The 15703-nt window shown below is 65.8% G+C and carries 10 protein-coding genes and 2 pseudogenes; 10 read left to right on the top strand and 2 right to left on the bottom strand.

Annotation, left to right across the window (positions count from 1 at the left end; all coding sequences use genetic code 11):
- The first annotated feature begins 77 nt into the window (after positions 1-77).
- From ABOZ73_RS07780 to ABOZ73_RS07740, 9 genes and pseudogenes are all read left to right on the top strand, one after another.
- Positions 78-656 carry an RNA polymerase sigma factor gene (locus tag ABOZ73_RS07780; RefSeq protein ID WP_369062096.1) on the top strand — a complete coding sequence of 193 codons (579 nt, stop codon included), beginning with the start codon at positions 78-80 and terminating at the stop codon, positions 654-656.
- The gene (locus tag ABOZ73_RS07775) at positions 643-1617 is read left to right on the top strand and encodes a FecR domain-containing protein (RefSeq protein WP_369062095.1); all 975 of its coding nucleotides are present in this window, start codon (positions 643-645) and stop codon (positions 1615-1617) included. The genes ABOZ73_RS07780 and ABOZ73_RS07775 overlap by 14 nt, the downstream gene beginning before the upstream one ends.
- 85 nt (positions 1618-1702) lie before the next feature.
- The gene (locus ABOZ73_RS07770) at positions 1703-4879 is read left to right on the top strand and encodes a TonB-dependent receptor (protein ID WP_369062093.1); all 3177 of its coding nucleotides are present in this window, start codon (positions 1703-1705) and stop codon (positions 4877-4879) included.
- A gap of 31 nt (positions 4880-4910) precedes the next feature.
- Positions 4911-8720: a LamG-like jellyroll fold domain-containing protein gene (locus tag ABOZ73_RS07765; RefSeq protein ID WP_369062092.1), complete on the top strand. Its 3810-nt coding sequence runs from the start codon at positions 4911-4913 to the stop codon at positions 8718-8720.
- A pseudogene (locus ABOZ73_RS07760) lies at positions 8717-9592 on the top strand (sulfatase-like hydrolase/transferase); the annotation flags it as partial. The gene ABOZ73_RS07765 and the pseudogene ABOZ73_RS07760, both read left to right, overlap by 4 nt.
- Before the next feature lie 86 nt (positions 9593-9678).
- Positions 9679-9831, top strand: a pseudogene (locus ABOZ73_RS07755) (hypothetical protein); the annotation flags it as partial.
- Between the two features lie 9 nt (positions 9832-9840).
- On the top strand, positions 9841-10176 hold the full coding sequence (locus ABOZ73_RS07750; RefSeq protein ID WP_369062606.1) for a sulfatase/phosphatase domain-containing protein: 336 nt from the start codon (positions 9841-9843) through the stop codon (positions 10174-10176).
- 10 nt (positions 10177-10186) lie between these two features.
- A complete protein-coding gene (locus ABOZ73_RS07745; RefSeq protein WP_369062091.1) occupies positions 10187-11140 on the top strand; it encodes a formylglycine-generating enzyme family protein in 954 nt (317 codons plus the stop codon).
- Positions 11141-11143: 3 nt separating this feature from the next.
- On the top strand, positions 11144-12295 hold the full coding sequence (locus ABOZ73_RS07740) for an aldose epimerase family protein (protein WP_369062089.1): 1152 nt from the start codon (positions 11144-11146) through the stop codon (positions 12293-12295).
- Positions 12296-12382: 87 nt separating this feature from the next.
- Here the strand turns inward: ABOZ73_RS07740 and ABOZ73_RS07735 are convergent, their stop codons facing one another.
- Both ABOZ73_RS07735 and ABOZ73_RS07730 read right to left on the bottom strand, forming a co-directional pair.
- Entirely contained in the window at positions 12383-12676 is a 294-nt protein-coding gene (locus ABOZ73_RS07735) for a type II toxin-antitoxin system RelE/ParE family toxin (protein ID WP_369062087.1), read from the bottom strand.
- The gene (locus ABOZ73_RS07730; RefSeq protein ID WP_369062086.1) at positions 12673-12942 is read right to left on the bottom strand and encodes a CopG family ribbon-helix-helix protein; all 270 of its coding nucleotides are present in this window, start codon (positions 12940-12942) and stop codon (positions 12673-12675) included. The genes ABOZ73_RS07735 and ABOZ73_RS07730 overlap by 4 nt, the downstream gene beginning before the upstream one ends.
- A 331-nt stretch (positions 12943-13273) precedes the next feature.
- On the opposite strand from ABOZ73_RS07730, the gene ABOZ73_RS07725 reads away from it, so the two are divergent.
- The gene (locus tag ABOZ73_RS07725; RefSeq protein ID WP_369062084.1) at positions 13274-15631 is read left to right on the top strand and encodes a TonB-dependent receptor; all 2358 of its coding nucleotides are present in this window, start codon (positions 13274-13276) and stop codon (positions 15629-15631) included.
- The last annotated feature ends 72 nt before the right edge of the window (positions 15632-15703 follow it).

Raw genomic sequence — 15703 nt, 5'->3', positions numbered from 1 at the left:
CCGCTCACCGAACAAAATAATCGCAAGCGTGACGGAAGCGTGCGGCCCGTGCATCAATCCATCACGGGGAGCGAGATGTGAGCGAACAAAGCCGCAGGATCGTAGAGTGGGTGGCCGTGGAGGTCTTGCCTCATGAGGGCGCCGTTCGCGCCTGGCTGCGGCGCGCATTCAAGGATCGCGCCGAAGTCGACGATGTCATCCAAGAGGCCTATTGCCGCCTCTCGACCCTGGCGGACGTAAGCCACATCACCAATCCGCGCGCCTATCTGTTCTCGACGGCGCGCAACATCGTCCTTGAGCAGATGCGCAGGGCGCGGGTGGTTCGTCTCGACACCCTGACGGAAATCGAGACGGCGAACATCGTAGATGAAGAGCCCTCGCCCGAACGCATCACCGCCGGACGTCGAGAGCTCGCCAGGGTCAAGGCCTTGATGGACGCGCTGCCGGTCCGCTGCCGCACGATCTTGCAGCTTCGCAAGATTCACGGCCTGTCCCAGCGTGAGATCGCCTTGCGTCTTGGCGTGAGCGAGAACGTCGTGGAGAACGACGCGGCCAGGGGGCTGCGCATGATCACCAAGGCCTTGGCGCAAGCCGACCAGACCAGGGCCAAGCCGATTGAGTACAACCAGCATGAGCCCGTCCGTGAACGCCATTGATCAGGAGGCCGCGCGCTGGGTCGTGCGTCGCGATGGCCAAGGCTGGAGCGACGTCGACCAGGCGGCGCTAGAGGCTTGGCTCGAGGCGGATCGGCGTCATCGCGGCGCCTATCTGCGCGCCCAGGCCGGATGGGCGGCGATGGACCGCGCCAGCGTCCTCGCCGCCGACGGCCGGCCGGCGCCGCGCGCCCAGGGCGGCCTGTCGCGGCGGGGACTGTTGAGCGCAGGCCTGGGCGGGGCCGGGATCGCTGCGGCCGCCGGGGTCGCGGCGGTGCTCGTCACCCGTGGTCAGGACGTCATCTACGGCACCGCCGTCGGCGAGGTGCGCGAAGTGCCGCTCAAGGACGGCTCGCGCCTGCTGATCAATACCGCAAGCCAGGTCCGCGTCGACTATGAGGCGGGCAAACGCCGCCTTCGTCTGGACGCCGGCGAGGCCTGGTTCGAAGTCGCCAAGGACCCCAAGCGGCCCTTCGTGGTCGCCAGCGGCCCGGTCAACGTCACGGCGATCGGCACCGCCTTTTCCGTGCGTCGCCGTGAGGCCGGCGTCGAGGTCCTGGTCACCGAGGGCGTGGTGTCTGTCCAGCCCCGCCGCCGCCTTGGCGCCGAGCCGTTAAGGGTCGCCGCAGGTCAGCGGGTGCTGATCGATCCGCAAGGCATGGTCGCCCAGCCGCGCTACGCCGTCGCCGAAATCGACAGGGCCCTGGCCTGGCGCTCGGGCCAGATCATCCTGGAGGGCGATACGCTGGGCGAGGCGGTGGCTGAGTTCAATCGCTACAACGCCCGCAAGATCGTCTTCGATGATCCCGCCTTGGCCGAGGAGCGGCTCGTGGGCTGGTTCCGCACCAACGAGCCTGAGAGCTTCGCCAAGGCGGCCGCCGGCATGCTTGGCTTGGCTGTGGTCACCCGCGATGACCAGATCGTCCTGCAGCCGGCGGACCTTCGTAAAAATATGAGCACCTGACGACGGAAGTCTTTGCCCCCTTCATCGAGCCTAATGAACGCCCGCTAGAGGCGCTCAGGGAAACGAACAGGATCTTGGGGGAACTATGCCGTTCATGTCGTGCAGCTCGCTGCGCCGCGCCTTGTTGTTGTCGGCCGCCGTCGCCGTGGCGGCCAGCCCCGCCTGGGCGCAGAGCCGCGCTTTCGATATCTCCGCCCAGCCGGCGACCAGCGGCATTCCCGCCTTCGCGCGGCAGGCCGACGTCCAGGTGCTCTTGAGCGAGTTCGCCGCCCGGGGGCGCAACGTCAACGCCGTCCGCGGCTCCTATTCGCTCAATGAAGGTCTTGACCGTCTGCTCTTGGGCACCGGCCTGAGCGTCGTCTCCAACGACGGGCGCACCATCACCCTGGCGCCCGCCGCCCGCATCACCAAGGAAGCGGCCAAGCGTCCAGTCTCCATGGTCCAGGCTGCGCCCGTGGCGGCCGCGGCCCCCGCGCCGCCTCCCAGCGGCGAGGCGCTGGACGAGGACAGTCTCGTCGAGGCCGTGGTCGTCACCGGCTTTCGCGGCAGCTTGAACGCCGCCATCGACGCCAAGCGGATGAGCGCCGCCGCCGTCGACGCGATCAAGGCCGAAGACATCGCCGATTTTCCCGACAACAATCTGGCTGAATCCATCCAGCGCGTGCCCGGCGTCTCGATCGCCCGCGATGGCGGCGAAGGGCGCCAGATCACGGTGCGCGGCTTGAGCCCGCAGTTCACCCGCGTGCGCATCAACGGCATGGAGGGGCAAAGCACCGTCGGCGGAACCGACAGCTCCGGCGGCAACAATCGCACGCGCTCGTTCGACTTCAACGTCTTCGCCTCCGAGCTCTTCAACAGCATCACCGTGCGCAAGACGCCCTCGGCCGAAGTCGAAGAAGGCTCGCTGGGCGCCACCGTCGATCTGCAGACCTCGCGCCCCTTCGACTACAAGGGCTTCACCGTCGCAGCCTCCGCTCAGGCCGGCTACAACGATCTGTCCAAGACCGTCAGCCCGCGGTTCGCCGGTCTCATCAGCGACCGCTTCTTCGACGATAAGGTCGGCGTGCTGGTCTCGGTCGCCTATAGCGACCGCGACTTCCTCGAAGAGGGGTTCGGCACCGTCGGCTATGACACGGCCACCCTCAACGGCGGCTTTTGCGCGCCCGCCTCGGCGACCTTGACCACCCCATGCGGTCCGGGGCTGCCGCGCACCTCAGACCCCGCGGCCTTCGCCCGGCTCAACAACGCCAACGTCCATCATCCGCGCATTCCCCGATACGGCCGCTTCGAGCACGAGCAGGAGCGCCTGGGCCTGACCGCGTCCTTGCAGTGGAAGCCGACCGATCGCACCACGGTCAATCTGGATGCGCTCAGCTCCACCTTCGAGGCCAAGCGCGAGCAGGCGTTCTTGAGCGCCTTCTCCTTCAGCCGCCCGGCCTCGGCCAACGGCAAGCCGCAGACCTCGGTGCGCGCCGCCGAGATCGATGCCGACGGCGATCTTGTCTACGGCGTCTTCGACGGCGTCGATATGCGCGCAGAGGCGCGCTACGACGAGTTCACCTCCACCTATCGTCAGCTGACGCTTAGCGGCGAGCACGAGTTCACCGACCGCTTCAAGATGCGCGGCCTGATCGGCACCTCGCGCTCAAAGCTCGACAACCCGATCCAGACGATCATCAGCATCGATCGTCCCAACGTGAACGGCTACACGATCGATTTTCGCCAGGACAGCCGCCGGCCGTCGATCAATGTGGGCTTCGATCCCACCAACGCCGCCAACTTCGTCTTCGCCGAACCCGGCGGCACGTTCCTCGGCTCGGAGATCCGTCTTCGCCCGCAAAGCGTCGAGAACCGTTTCGACAGCGGCGCTTTGGACGCCCAGTTCGAACTCAACCCCAACCTGACCTTCAAGGCCGGCGTCGCCATCAAGGACTTCCAGTTTGAGTTCGACGCCCTGGCGCGCGTGTCGGAGATCTCCATTCCGGCCCTGCCCGCCGGCGTGACCCTGGCCTCCCTGACCAAGACCGTCAGCGGCATCGGCCGCAACATGAACATCCCGGCTGGAACGCCGACCCAGTGGGTCACCGCCGACTTCGACAAGTTCAGCGAAGTCTTTGGCATCTACAGCAACACCGGCATCTTCGCCCTGACCGGCGTCACCAACGCAGCGGCCCGCGGCAACATCCGCTCGGTCGGCGAGAAGACAACCGGCTACTACGTCCAAGCCGACTTCAACACCGACGCCCTGCCCCTGCCGATCCGCGGCGATATCGGCCTGCGCTACGTCAAGACCGAGCAGACCTCGGCCGGCTACCAGCTGATCGGCACAGCGCCTGTGCTGGTGACCGCCAAGCGCGAATACGACGATCTGTTGCCAGCCCTGAACCTGGTGGCCGATCTGCGCGAGAACCTGCTGTTGCGCTTTGGCGCCTCCAAGGTCGTCTCGCGCCCGAACCTGCCCGACCTTACGCCCGGGGGCGCTATCACCCTTGGCGGCGTGCCCGGCATCAGCGCCGGCAATCCGCAGCTCGATCCCATCCGCGCCAAGACCTACGATCTGTCGGCCGAATGGTACTTCGCCCGTGGGGCCCTGGTGTCGATCGGTTTCTTCTACAAGGACATCGACACCTACATCCAAACCCTGCGTGAGACGCGCCCCTTCAACACCGCCGGCCTGCCCGACAGCGTACTTGCCGGCACGTCCTTGCAGCCCACCGATCTGTTCGTCTTCACCCAGCCGGTGAACACAAAGGGCGGGCCGCTCAAGGGCTTTGAGTTCAGCTACCAGCAGCCGTTCACCTTCCTGCCGGAAGTTGCGCCGTTCTTGCCTGACTGGACCAAGAACCTGGGCGGCATCTTCAACTACACGGCCGTCAAATCGCAGATCGAGTACTTCGTGACCGCAGGCTCCACCGCCACCGTGACGAACGATCTGGTGGGGCTGTCGCGCAAGGCCTTCAACGCCACGCTCTACTACGAAGACAGCAAGTTTAGCGCGCGTGTGTCGGCCGCCTATCGAGACCGCTACTTCGCCGCCATCCCAGGCGGTCAGAGCGGCAACGACGCCGACGGGGTCAATTCGACCTTCAATGTCGACATGGCCGTCTCCTACAACGTCACGCCGCAGATCAAGCTGTCGTTCGAGGGGCTGAACCTCACCGACGAGTTCAACGATCAGTTCCAGGACACCGTGCGCAACAGCCCGCTGTTCTTCAGCCACACCGGCCGCCAGTACAATTTCGGCGTCCAGTACAAATTCTGATCCTTTAGTCTCGCGCAGCCAGGACCGATCCATGTCCAACGTCACTCGTTCTTGGCGGCGCACCCGCCTCGCCGGCGTCGCGCTCCTCATGGCGTCGACGGCGACAACCGCCTACGCCGAGGGCCTGCTCTTTCGAGCGTCGGGCGATGTCGGACTGACCGCCGACCAAGCCGGCGGCGACAAGACGCCCAACTTCCAGGAGAAGATGAGCGTCGTCGCCAATGGCCGACTTGGCGGCGCCATGGCGCGCGCCGACGACGGGGCGGTGGCCTGGAAGGCGCCTGGCAACCTCTACGCCCAGCGTGGGACGGTCTCGTTCTTCTGGCGCGCCCGCGAGCCGCTCACCGATTCTCCCTTTGTGATCTTCCGGGCCGGCTTCGCCGCCCATTCCAGCTTCGACATGGCCTTCGCGCGGATCGACTGGACGGGCGATGGTTTCGAGGCCTTCGTCACCGACGCCAACCTTGCGCGGCTGCGCGTGCGCTTCAAAGTCGCCGCGCCTTCGCCCGATGCCTGGACCCACATCGCCTTTGGCTGGGATGAGGCGGTGGGGGTTCGACTGTTCATAGACGGTCGCGAGGCGGCCAGGCTTGATCAAAGGGCCGATCTGGACAGCGGCCTGGATCAGTTCGGCTTCGCCGGTCGCGCGATCTCGCCCCATCAGGTGCACAGCCGCTATAACTTCACACGGGGCAGCGATACCGACGAGCTGCGCATCTACGACCACCTGCTAAGCCAGCCAGAGGTCGCAGCCCTCAGCCAGGGAGCCCAGCTTGAACCCAAGGCGGGTTCAGCCCGCTTCGACGAAGTCGGGTGGCGCCATCGCTATGGTTGGGACCGTGCGCTGCCGCCCGTGCTCTCCGCCCCCAGCACCAGCGTGCGCAAGATCGAGTTTGCTGACGCGCGCGATCTGAAGGCCTGGATGCTGAAGGGTGTCGACGGCATCGCCGAGACCACCTGGCCCGGCGTCTATAACCGCTCGCGCCTTCCTGGCCGCGACGACATCTTCACCCTGCCGGACTGGAACGTCTATGTGGAGGGCGGCAAGCGCTACGAGCTCACCGTCCCTGCTGGCGAGCGCTTCAATCGCCTGGAGCTGCGTGGGGCCGCCTATGGCGCTATGTCCCATGTAACGCCCAATGGCCAGGTCGATCTGCTGTTCAAGCGCCTCAAGGGCGGCGTGCGGTCGCTCCACGAGCTGGCCCCGCAAACCGGCGGCGTTTTGCGCTTCGACAACGACGCGCAAGAAACGCCGATCCAGGAGCTTTGGGCCTACGACGTCAAGGAGGGCGTCGCCCCGAAGGGCGCTGCGACCTTGAGCTACACCGTCAGGCCGCAGCCGGCTGCGCTCAACGATGCGCTGCTGCCGCTCAAGCAGTTCATCGCCGATCGCTTTGCGCTCTCGGAGCGATCGACCGTGGTCGCCCTGCCGCAAGGCGCCCCCAGCGCCCCGGGCAGGTCGGGTGAAGGAGCCCCAAGCGTCGCTGCCGCGGCAAGCGAAGGCGGCGCGTTCTCGCCCATCGTGCACGTCCTTGTGCCCTCACGCTTTGACGCGTCGGCCGCCGCCCAGCCGGTCTCGCGCTCGTGGAACTATGGCTGGCAGAACATGCATTCTGGGCTCGACGGCGTCGCCCTCGATCTGCCTGCCCTGAACATGGCCGCCGGCGCCGACGGCCTGATCGGCCTCAACATCAAGATCAAGGATCCGATCTGGCCGGGCCGCGACATGATCGATGTCTCTGTCTCGGTTCGTCCCGGTGAGCCTCGCACGCTTTGGCTCGACCTGCGCGACCGCATCTTGACCGACGACAGCCTGATGATCTCGATCGCGTCCAGCGCGTCAAAATTCGGCGCCAAGGATCTAGCCGGGCTTGGCGTTCGGCTGGTGTTCAAGGATCGCGACGCCGCCAAGATCGAGCATGTGGCCGACCGCTTCACCCAGGTCAAAGACAACTGGGCCTTCCTGGTCGAGGCGCGGCCGGCGACCGTTCGCGCCGACCTCTATCGCCGGCTCTATACGGACATCTCAGACCTGCTGCGGGTCGATCCGGACCACGAGCAGGGCCGGCTCTACTGGCAGGAGATCAGCTACGCTGAGCAGGACTGGCCGGCTTTTGATCAGCCTCAGGCGCCCGACGGGGTTCCCCTTTGGGCCTTCAGGCAACTGGAGGATCTCAAACGCGTCGGACAGTTCGTCGACTGGTGGATCGATGAGCGGCAAGTCGCTTACGGCGACTTTGGCGGGGGGCTGTCGGACGACACCGACATGGTGGCGCAATGGCCGGGTCTGGCTTTGATGGGCTACAAGCCTGACAAGTTGCGCGCGTCGCTGAACGCCTTGGCGGACGCGGTCTACAAGAACGACATGATCACCGGCGGCCTTGGGACCATCGCCACCGACGAGCTGCACGCGTACGAAGAAGGCCTCAACTCCGACGCCGCCGCCCTCTACCTGAACTGGGGAGATCCCGTACGCGTCGAGCGCCTGATGGACACCAGCCGCGCCCTGCGCTCGATCGTCACCCGCAACGGGGCCGGACACCTGCACTTCAACAGCAACTGGTATGGCGGCCAGAAGGTCTGGCGCGACGGTCCATGGGGCTGGCAAAAGCAATATTCCTTCACCGTCATGCACGCGCCGATCCTCATGGGGATCTACAACGCCAACCCGCAGGCCCGCGATCTTGTCACCGGAGCCGTCGACGGCGTCCTGGCGCACGGCAAGCAGGACGCCGCGGGCGTCTGGTCGTTCCCCAACGAGATCAACTGGTCCACCGACGCCGAACGGGTGGGCGACACCGGCGGCATGCCGGTGATCATGCATGCGGCCTGGGCCGCTTATCGGTGGACCGGCGATGAGAAGTATCTGCGCCCGATCCTGGCGCGCGCCGACAAGGCCGGGCCCGGCTCCATCGCTGACCTGAACGAGAACCTGATCGACGCGCTGGGCCGGCGGGCCGATTGGGGAAAAGCGCTCGCCGCCAGGGCGAGGCCAGGCGACGCCTTCAGCCAGTACGCCGCATGGCTGACGAGCGGCGACAAGCGCTGGCTCGAGGCGCTGCATGGCGAGGCGATCCAGGACAAGTCTCAGCGCATGTATATGCGCACGCAGGGCCATTGGTGGACGGACCGGGTTGAACAGCCCAGCGAGATCCTGCAACGCGAACGCCTGGGCGGCGTGGCCCTGAAGCGAAACTGGCTCTATCCCGGCAATACCGTCAGCTGGCGGTTCGGTCAGGAGGACGGCGCCGTGAAGGTCGCACTCTTGGTGACCCAGGCCTCGCCGCAGAAGTTCAAGGTGGTGGCCTACAACACCAGCGACCAGCCCCAGAGCGCTGACATGACAGCTTGGGGGGTGGCGGCCGGCCGATGGCGCCTGTCGACGGGCCTCGACGCCGACGGCGACGATCGTGCTGACGCGCCCATATCCCGCCAGGTTGAGTTGGAGCGGGCCGCGTCCATCGCGCTCACCTTTGCGCCAAAGGCCGCAACTGTGCTGGAGTTCGAACTCGCCGAGCCGACGACGCCTCCGGAGACGCGCGCCGACCTTGGCATTGGTCAGGGCGATGTGCGGATCTCAGGCGGGAGGGTCTCCTTCACCGTTCACAGCCTTGGAGCCCAGCCCGCGGCTGGCGGCGTCGCCACCCTCGTCAGCGCCTCCGGCGCGGTCCTGGGCCAGGCTCAGATCCCCACCCTGGATGCGCCGCTCGATCTGCGCCCGCGCATTTGGAGCGGCGTCATCAAGACGCGCAACGGCGCTTCGTTGAAGGGCGCGCGCCTGTCCGTCACTCTGCCCCAGGCCGAAACGACCAAGCTCAACAACGAGGTCATCTTGCCATGAGCCGCAGCGTCCGCATCTCCCGGACGATTGTCCGAAACGGCTTCCTCGCGCTTTGCCTGGGGGTCGCCTTGGCTTTGGGCTGGCACGGAGCCGGGCATGCCGCCGAGCGGCCCAATATCGTGATGATCGTCTCGGACGATCACGGGCGCGACGACATCGGCGCCTATGGGGCCAAGGTGGTCAAAACACCCAACATCGACGCCTTGGCGCGTGATGGCCTGCGCTTCACCAACGCCTTCGCCACGACGTCCAGCTGTAGTCCCAGCCGCGCCACCCTCCTGACCGGCCGGATGAACCACAATACCGGCATGTATGGACTGGAGCACGAAGAGAGCCACTTCTCCACGTTCAACGACGTGGAGAGCCTGCCTGTGCTGCTCAAAAAGGCGGGGTATCGCACCGCCCGCATCGGAAAGTTTCACGTGGCGCCCAAGAGCGTGTTCGCCTTTGACGAGGTCCTCTCCGAAGGCTTGGCCAACCAAAGCGCATCGCTTGCCCGAAGCCCCGTGGAGATGGCGCAAAAGACCCAAGGCTTTGTCGCCAAGGACGAGCCGTTCTTCCTCTACTTCGCCACGGACGACCCCCATCGGGCCTTTCCGTTCGACATCGGCGACAGACCCAACAGCTTTGGCAATCGCGCCGATGGCTTTCCTGGGATCCGTGAGGTCACCTATCGGCCCCAGGACGTCGTCGTGCCGCCGTTCTTGCCCGACACACAGGCGGTGAGGGCCGAGCTTGCTCAGTACTATCAATCGATCAGCCGCCTGGATCAGGGCGTCGGACAGCTCGTGGCCATGCTCAAGGCCGCCGGCAAGTACGACAACACCGTCATCCTTTATCTGACCGACAACGGGGTCGCCTTCCCCGGCGCCAAGACGACGCTCTATGACGCCGGCATCCGCGTTCCCCTGATCATGCGCCTGCCGGGGGGCGTGATCGCGGGCAGGTCACCGACGCCATGGTCTCGCTATCGGACATTACGCCGACGCTTCTTGAGATGGCCTCCGCCCCAAAGCCGACCGAAACGCTCGATGGCAGGAGCTTCGCCGACGTGCTGGCCAACCCTGAGGCCAAGGGTTGGGACGAGGTTGTGGGCACCCATACCTTCCACGAAGTGCAGATGTACTATCCCACCAGGATGGTGCGCACCCGTCGCTTCAAGCTGCTCTACAACATTGCTCATGAGCTGACCTTCCCGTTCGCAGAAGACCTGCTCTACGCATCGAGCTGGGATCGATCGGCCGAGCCCAGCGCGCGTTTTGGTCGGCGCTCGGTAGAGGCGCTAATGCACCGACCGAAGTTCGAGCTCTACGATCTGCAAGCCGATCCGAACGAGGTGAGCAACCTCGCCGACGACCCGGCCTACGCGCAGGTCAAGGCGCAGCTGATCGACAAGGTCAAGGCCTTCCAGACCCGCACGCGCGATCCTTGGCTGCGCAAATGGGACTTTCAGTAGGGCGTCTTCCATGGGTCTTTTGTCCGCCCTTGCTCAGCCCAAGCGCCGCGACGGCATGCGCTGGATCGCCGGCGGTCGCTTCGCCATGGGATCAGCGGACGGCTACGATGACGAGGGCCCTGTACGCGACGTTCACGTCGAGGGGTTTTGGATCGACGAGACCCCGGTCACCAACCGTCAGTTCGCCCAGTTCATCGACGAGACCAGCTACCAGACCTTCGCCGAGACCGCGCCGGATCCACGCGATTATCCGGGCATGACGCCCGGCGTCTATGGCGCGGGCTCGCTTGTCTTCACGCCGCCGTCCCATCCGGTCCCGCTCGATGATCCCACCCGATGGTGGTCCTTCGTCGAGGGCGCCTCATGGCGACGGCCGTTGGGGCCGCGGAGCGATCTTGACGGGCTTGGTGATCACCCTGTCGTTCACGTGACCCCGCGTGACGCCGAGGCCTATGCGCGCTGGGCCGGCAAGCGCCTGGCCACCGAAGCCGAATGGGAGTTCGCCGCCCGAGGCGGGCTTGACGGCCGCCGCTACGCCTGGGGCGATGAGGTTCAGCCTGGCGGCGTTGCGCGGGCCAATATCTGGGTCGGCAACTTTCCCTGGCTCAACGAGGCGCCGCCCGGACACCGGCGCACCAGCGCTGTGGGGGCCTATCCCAAGAACGGTTACGGCCTCTACGATATGATCGGCAATGTCTGGGAGTGGACCGCCGACCCCTATGAGGCGCCCCTGCAGCCTCGGGGCTGTTGCGGCGGCCACCGCTCATCTGACGGCCGCCGCGGTCCAAGTATGGAGGCAAGCGGCGCATCAGGCGTCGGCCTGCGGGTCGCCAAGGGCGGCTCGCATCTTTGCGCGCCCAACTGGTGTGAGCGCTATCGCCCCGCCGCCCGCTGGGGCCAACCCATCGACACTTCAACATCTCACATGGGCTTTCGCTGCGCGCGCAGCCCAGCAAAGGGCTGACCCATGACACTGCGCTTCAGGCGGCCATCGGCCGCGTTGCTCGCTGGCGCCCTTGTGGGAGCACTGTCAGTGCTTTGCGCTGGCGGATCACAGGCGGCGGAGGCGGCGCGCTCCCCGTTTGGGCAAACCCGCGATGGACGCGCCGTCGAGGCCGTCACTCTCAGTGCGGCCGGCGGCATGCGCGCGACGATCATCACCTACGGTGCGACCTTGCAGGCTTTGATCGTGCCGGATCCCGCCGGCCGTCCCGCCGACGTCGTCCTGGGTTACAAGGATGTCGCCGCCTACGAGACCGCCGCCAACTACTTTGGAGCTTCGGTCGGACGATACGCCAACCGCATCGCCGACGGCGCTTTCGCCCTTGATGGCCGCACCTATCAACTTGCCCGCAACGACAATGGCGTCGCAAGCCTCCACGGAGGCGCTCGCGGCTTCGACAAGACGGTCTGGGAGATCTCGAAAGTGGAGACGGGCGCCACGGCCGCCGTGGAACTCACCCTGGTCAGTCCCGATGGCGACGAAGGCTATCCAGGGCGCTTAAGCGTCACCGCGCGCTATGCGCTCGATGACGCCAACCAACTGACCATCGAATACCGGGCCGTCACCGACAAGCCGACCGTCGTGAACATCGTCAGTCACGCGCTCTTCAACATGGCGGGGGAGGGCTCCGGAAGCGCGCTTGGAGACACCCTCCAGATCGACGCCGATCGATATCTGCCGGTGGACACGCGCTTGATCCCTACCGGCGAGAAGCGATCCGTGCGCGGCGGCGTCTTCGACTTTCAAACGCCGATCCCCTTGGGTGCGCGGATCCGCGACGCGCGCGAGCCTCAGCTTGTGGTCGGTCGGGGGTATGACCACTGCTTCATCCTCTCGTCCACCGACGACAATCTCGGACGAGCCGCGCGCCTGAGCGACCCTTCATCTGGACGCACCCTTGAGTTCTGGACCGATCAGCCAGGCCTCCAACTCTACTCTGGTAATTTCATCGACGGGACGTCTGCCGGCAAATCAGGCTCGATCTATCGGCAGGGCGACGGGATCGCCCTCGAGACGCAAAGGCTCCCCGATGCGCCAAACCAAGCAAATCTGGGCGCGGCCGCATTGCGTCCCGGCGACGTCTACCGATCCACGCTGGTTCTGAAGACGCCCTGAGGCTTGCAAGGGCTTCGCCTGCATGCTCTGGGACTGGAGCGCCCGCTCTCGCCGCGGGAGCAAACATCGGCGACTTTCGTCGGAGCGCTAGTCGTCGTCTTCGAACGTGCGGCGTTCATGGGCGTGCCAAAGCCTCAGGACGTATATTGCGGCGTCTGTGATCTCGTACCGCAGCTCATAGTCCCCCACTCGCAGCCGACGCACTTCCCTGGGAGCATAAGCCTCCAGCTTCTCACCAAGCCTTGGGAACTCCACCAATCGGCCTGGCGCCCCCGTCAGCTCCTGCACGACACGTGCAGCGGCTGGAGGCGAGACTGGACGAAGGTGTTCGTGCAGTCGCGTCAAGTCCGCGACCGCATTATGGGTCCAGCTGATCTTCATTTCGCGGGCGGTGGGAGCGGCTTGTCCGTCTGAAGACTCGCAGCCCAAGCTGAAACGGCATCTTGCTCGATCAGGCGGCCCGCATCGACATCCGCTAAGGCCAACAGCGTCATGCGATGACGCTCGTCCTCAAGATCGACCCACGCGGCCAGCGCCTGCTTGACGACCCATCCTCGTGATCGGTCAAGACGTGCGGCGGCCAGCTCGACCTTCTGCGCCAGATCCAGCGGGAGGTGAGCAGTCAGCACCTTGGTATGAGCAGGCATTTTGCACTCCTAATCGCTTTGATTAAAATATAATCGAGCCATACGTACAAGAGCGGACACCGCGGTGCTGAAGGGCAAGGCCGTGAACGTCGCCGGCGTCGCCCGCTTGAACGCGCTCTAGACAATCTAGTCTTCCGAAAGGGTCTCCGCCGCCGTGAGGCGACGGCTCCTTTGGTGAAAGCAGGCGCCCGTCCCCGGCGCCTGCTTTTTCATTTCGGGCTGCTGGCGGCTTTCTCGATGGATCGAAAAACTGTCACCCAATCCAAGTATGAAACGTTTCACGTGATCCATTCCGTGCCGCCAGGGGTGCGAAGTAGGGGGCTTTTGAGTGATGAAGACGTCTATCTGGCTTGTTTCCTCCGCGGCCTGTGCGCTGCTCTGCGCCGCGCAGGCCGTGGCGCACGAGGCGCCGGCCGAAACCCTCGATGAGGTCGTGGTCACCGCCGAACGCTTCGGCTCCGGCCTGACCCGCGCGGTGTTCACACTGGGCGCCGAGGACATCCAGGCCCGTCCGTTGGGCGCGGAGATCACCCAGGCCCTGGTCAAGGTGCCGGGTGTCCAGGTCTCCGCCGGCGATGCGCGCGGCGGCAGCTTCTCGTTCGAGATCTACATGCGCGGCCTGACCGACGAGCAGATCGGCCTGACCTTGGACGGCGTTCCCACCGGCGACTCCCGCTTCAACGGCGGCTCGCCGCCGCAGCGCTTCATCGAGTCCAGCAACGTCTCGCGGATCACCGTCTCCCAGAGCGCTGGCGACATCGGCGCGCCGTCGCGCTTCGCCCTGGGCGGCTTCATCGACTTCGTCACCGACGCGCCGCGTCCGGACTTCGGCGCCACGGTCGAGGCGGGGGCGGGCTCTTTCGACTTCCGCCGCATCTACGGCCGCGTCGACAGCGGCGAGATCGTGCCGGGTCTTGCGGGCTACTTCACCTATTCGCACCAGGAGAACGACGTCTGGGCGGGTCGTCGCAGCCGCGGTTCGGAGCGTGAACACTACGAGCTGAAGGTGGTGAAGGACTTCGCCAACGGCTCGTTCCTGAAGGCCCGCGTCTCCTACAACGACCAGACCGACAATGACTTCAACATCGTCACAAAGGGCGAGTTCGAAGCCGACCCGAAGAGCGACCGCGCCCTCGACGTCATCACCGGCATCCCGGCGCGCGACATCGATTTCGGCGGCGCCCTGGGCGGCTCGCGCAAGGACTGGATGGCCTATCTGAACGGCCGTCTGCAGATGTCCGACGACATCAGCCTGGATCTGAACCCGTACTACCAGACCCTGGACGGGGAATCCTTCCGCTACCAAGACCGCCAGCGCGTCCTGACCGGCGGCGATCCGCGCGCGGTGAGCAGCTACAACGCCAACGGCGGGGCCGTGCGTCCGACCCTGACCACCATCCGCAACAGCAATGTGGTGGGCGGTCCGGCCGACATGCGCGTCACACCGCGCGAGCGGGAGCGTTACGGCCTGACCAGTGAACTGAAGATCAAGAACCTGTTCGGCCGCGGCCACGACCTGCGCGTCGGCGCTTGGTGGGAAGGCGGCGACTCCACCGAGCGCCGCAACTTCTATCCGATCCTCAACTCCGCCCAGTCGACGGCCTATAACCGCTCGCGCCTGAACTATGTGGAGTACGAGCGGACGGCCTCGGTCGAGACCCTGATGCTCTACGCTCAGGACCAGTTGCGCCTGCTGGATGACCGCCTGAAGATCGACCTGGGCGTCACCTGGTACGACGTCACCTATGACGCCAGGTCGCCGCTGGAATATCGGACCAACGTCAAGTTCTCGCAGTCCTCGGACGTGAATCCGAAGCTAGGCGCGACCTACCAGCTGACCCAGGAGCTGGAGCTGTTCGGCGGCTACGCCAAGAACTTCGCCGGCATCCCCGAGGACGCCTTCCTTGGCTCGACAGCTGTGATCAATCCGGGCGATCTCGATCCGGTGCAGACCGAGAACCTCGACGCCGGCCTGCGCTACGTGAAGCCGAACATGGCCTTCTCGATCCAGGCCTACAATGTCGAGCTGAAGAACAATGTCGGCATCGTCCCACGCGATCCGACCGAGGCCCTCGACCCGCAGGAAGTGGTGCGCGGCAACGTCGCCACCAAGGCCGCCAACATCGCCGGCGTCCGCACGCGGGGCGTGGAGCTGACCGGCTTCTACGACTTCGGCATGGTCGATCTCTATGGCTCCTGGACCAAGCAGGACGCCGAGCATGACGAACCGGCGCGCGGCAGCGCTCAGCGCCTGGCCCTGGCTTCGGTGGGGGTGATCGGCGGGGCTGCGGTGCGCGACATCCCCGAGACCAGCTTCTACGGCCAGGTGGGCGTCGAGCCGGTGGAGGGCCTTCGTCTGGAGGCCAGCGTCCGCCATGTGGGTGAGCGGGTCGGCGGTCACATCATCGCTCCGACCACCTTCCAGGAGGTCGGCGTCGAGAAGATCGACGGCTACACCCTGACCGGCCTGTCGGCGACCTACGACCTGAAGCGCGCCGGCGTCCCCGATCTGCGCTTCCAGTTCAACGTCGATAACCTGTTCGACGAGCGCTACATCGGCGCGGTCAGCAGCTCGACCGCCACCCAGCCGGAGTTCGGCCTGTCCAGCGGGCCATCGGTCCGCACCCTAGACCGCTACTTCGTCGGCGCGCCGCGCACCTACACCTTGTCCGTGCGGGCTCGTTTCTGACCCACGCAAGGGCGCCGCGCCGGAGATCCCCGTCCGGTGCGGCGCCCGCTTGACGCTGGCGTCGCCAAGGCT

It is taken from the genome of Caulobacter sp. 73W, assembly GCF_041021955.1.
Lineage (GTDB): Bacteria > Pseudomonadota > Alphaproteobacteria > Caulobacterales > Caulobacteraceae > Caulobacter.
Note: the sequence above shows the minus strand (reverse complement) of the source record. Positions and strands in the feature narration are given on the sequence as shown.

Excerpts from the sequence above, each read along its gene's own strand:
- ABOZ73_RS07745 (WP_369062091.1), top strand. The coding sequence starts at position 10,187 with ATGGGTCTTTTGTCCGCCCTTGCTCAGCCCAAGCGCCGCGACGGCATG.
- ABOZ73_RS07770 (WP_369062093.1), top strand. The coding sequence starts at position 1,703 with ATGCCGTTCATGTCGTGCAGCTCGCTGCGCCGCGCCTTGTTGTTGTCG.
- ABOZ73_RS07765 (WP_369062092.1), top strand. The coding sequence starts at position 4,911 with ATGTCCAACGTCACTCGTTCTTGGCGGCGCACCCGCCTCGCCGGCGTC.
- ABOZ73_RS07725 (WP_369062084.1), top strand. The coding sequence starts at position 13,274 with ATGAAGACGTCTATCTGGCTTGTTTCCTCCGCGGCCTGTGCGCTGCTC.
- ABOZ73_RS07740 (WP_369062089.1), top strand. The coding sequence starts at position 11,144 with ATGACACTGCGCTTCAGGCGGCCATCGGCCGCGTTGCTCGCTGGCGCC.
- ABOZ73_RS07750 (WP_369062606.1), top strand. The coding sequence starts at position 9,841 with ATGTACTATCCCACCAGGATGGTGCGCACCCGTCGCTTCAAGCTGCTC.
- ABOZ73_RS07730 (WP_369062086.1), bottom strand. The coding sequence starts at position 12,942 with ATGCCTGCTCATACCAAGGTGCTGACTGCTCACCTCCCGCTGGATCTG.
- ABOZ73_RS07735 (WP_369062087.1), bottom strand. The coding sequence starts at position 12,676 with ATGAAGATCAGCTGGACCCATAATGCGGTCGCGGACTTGACGCGACTG.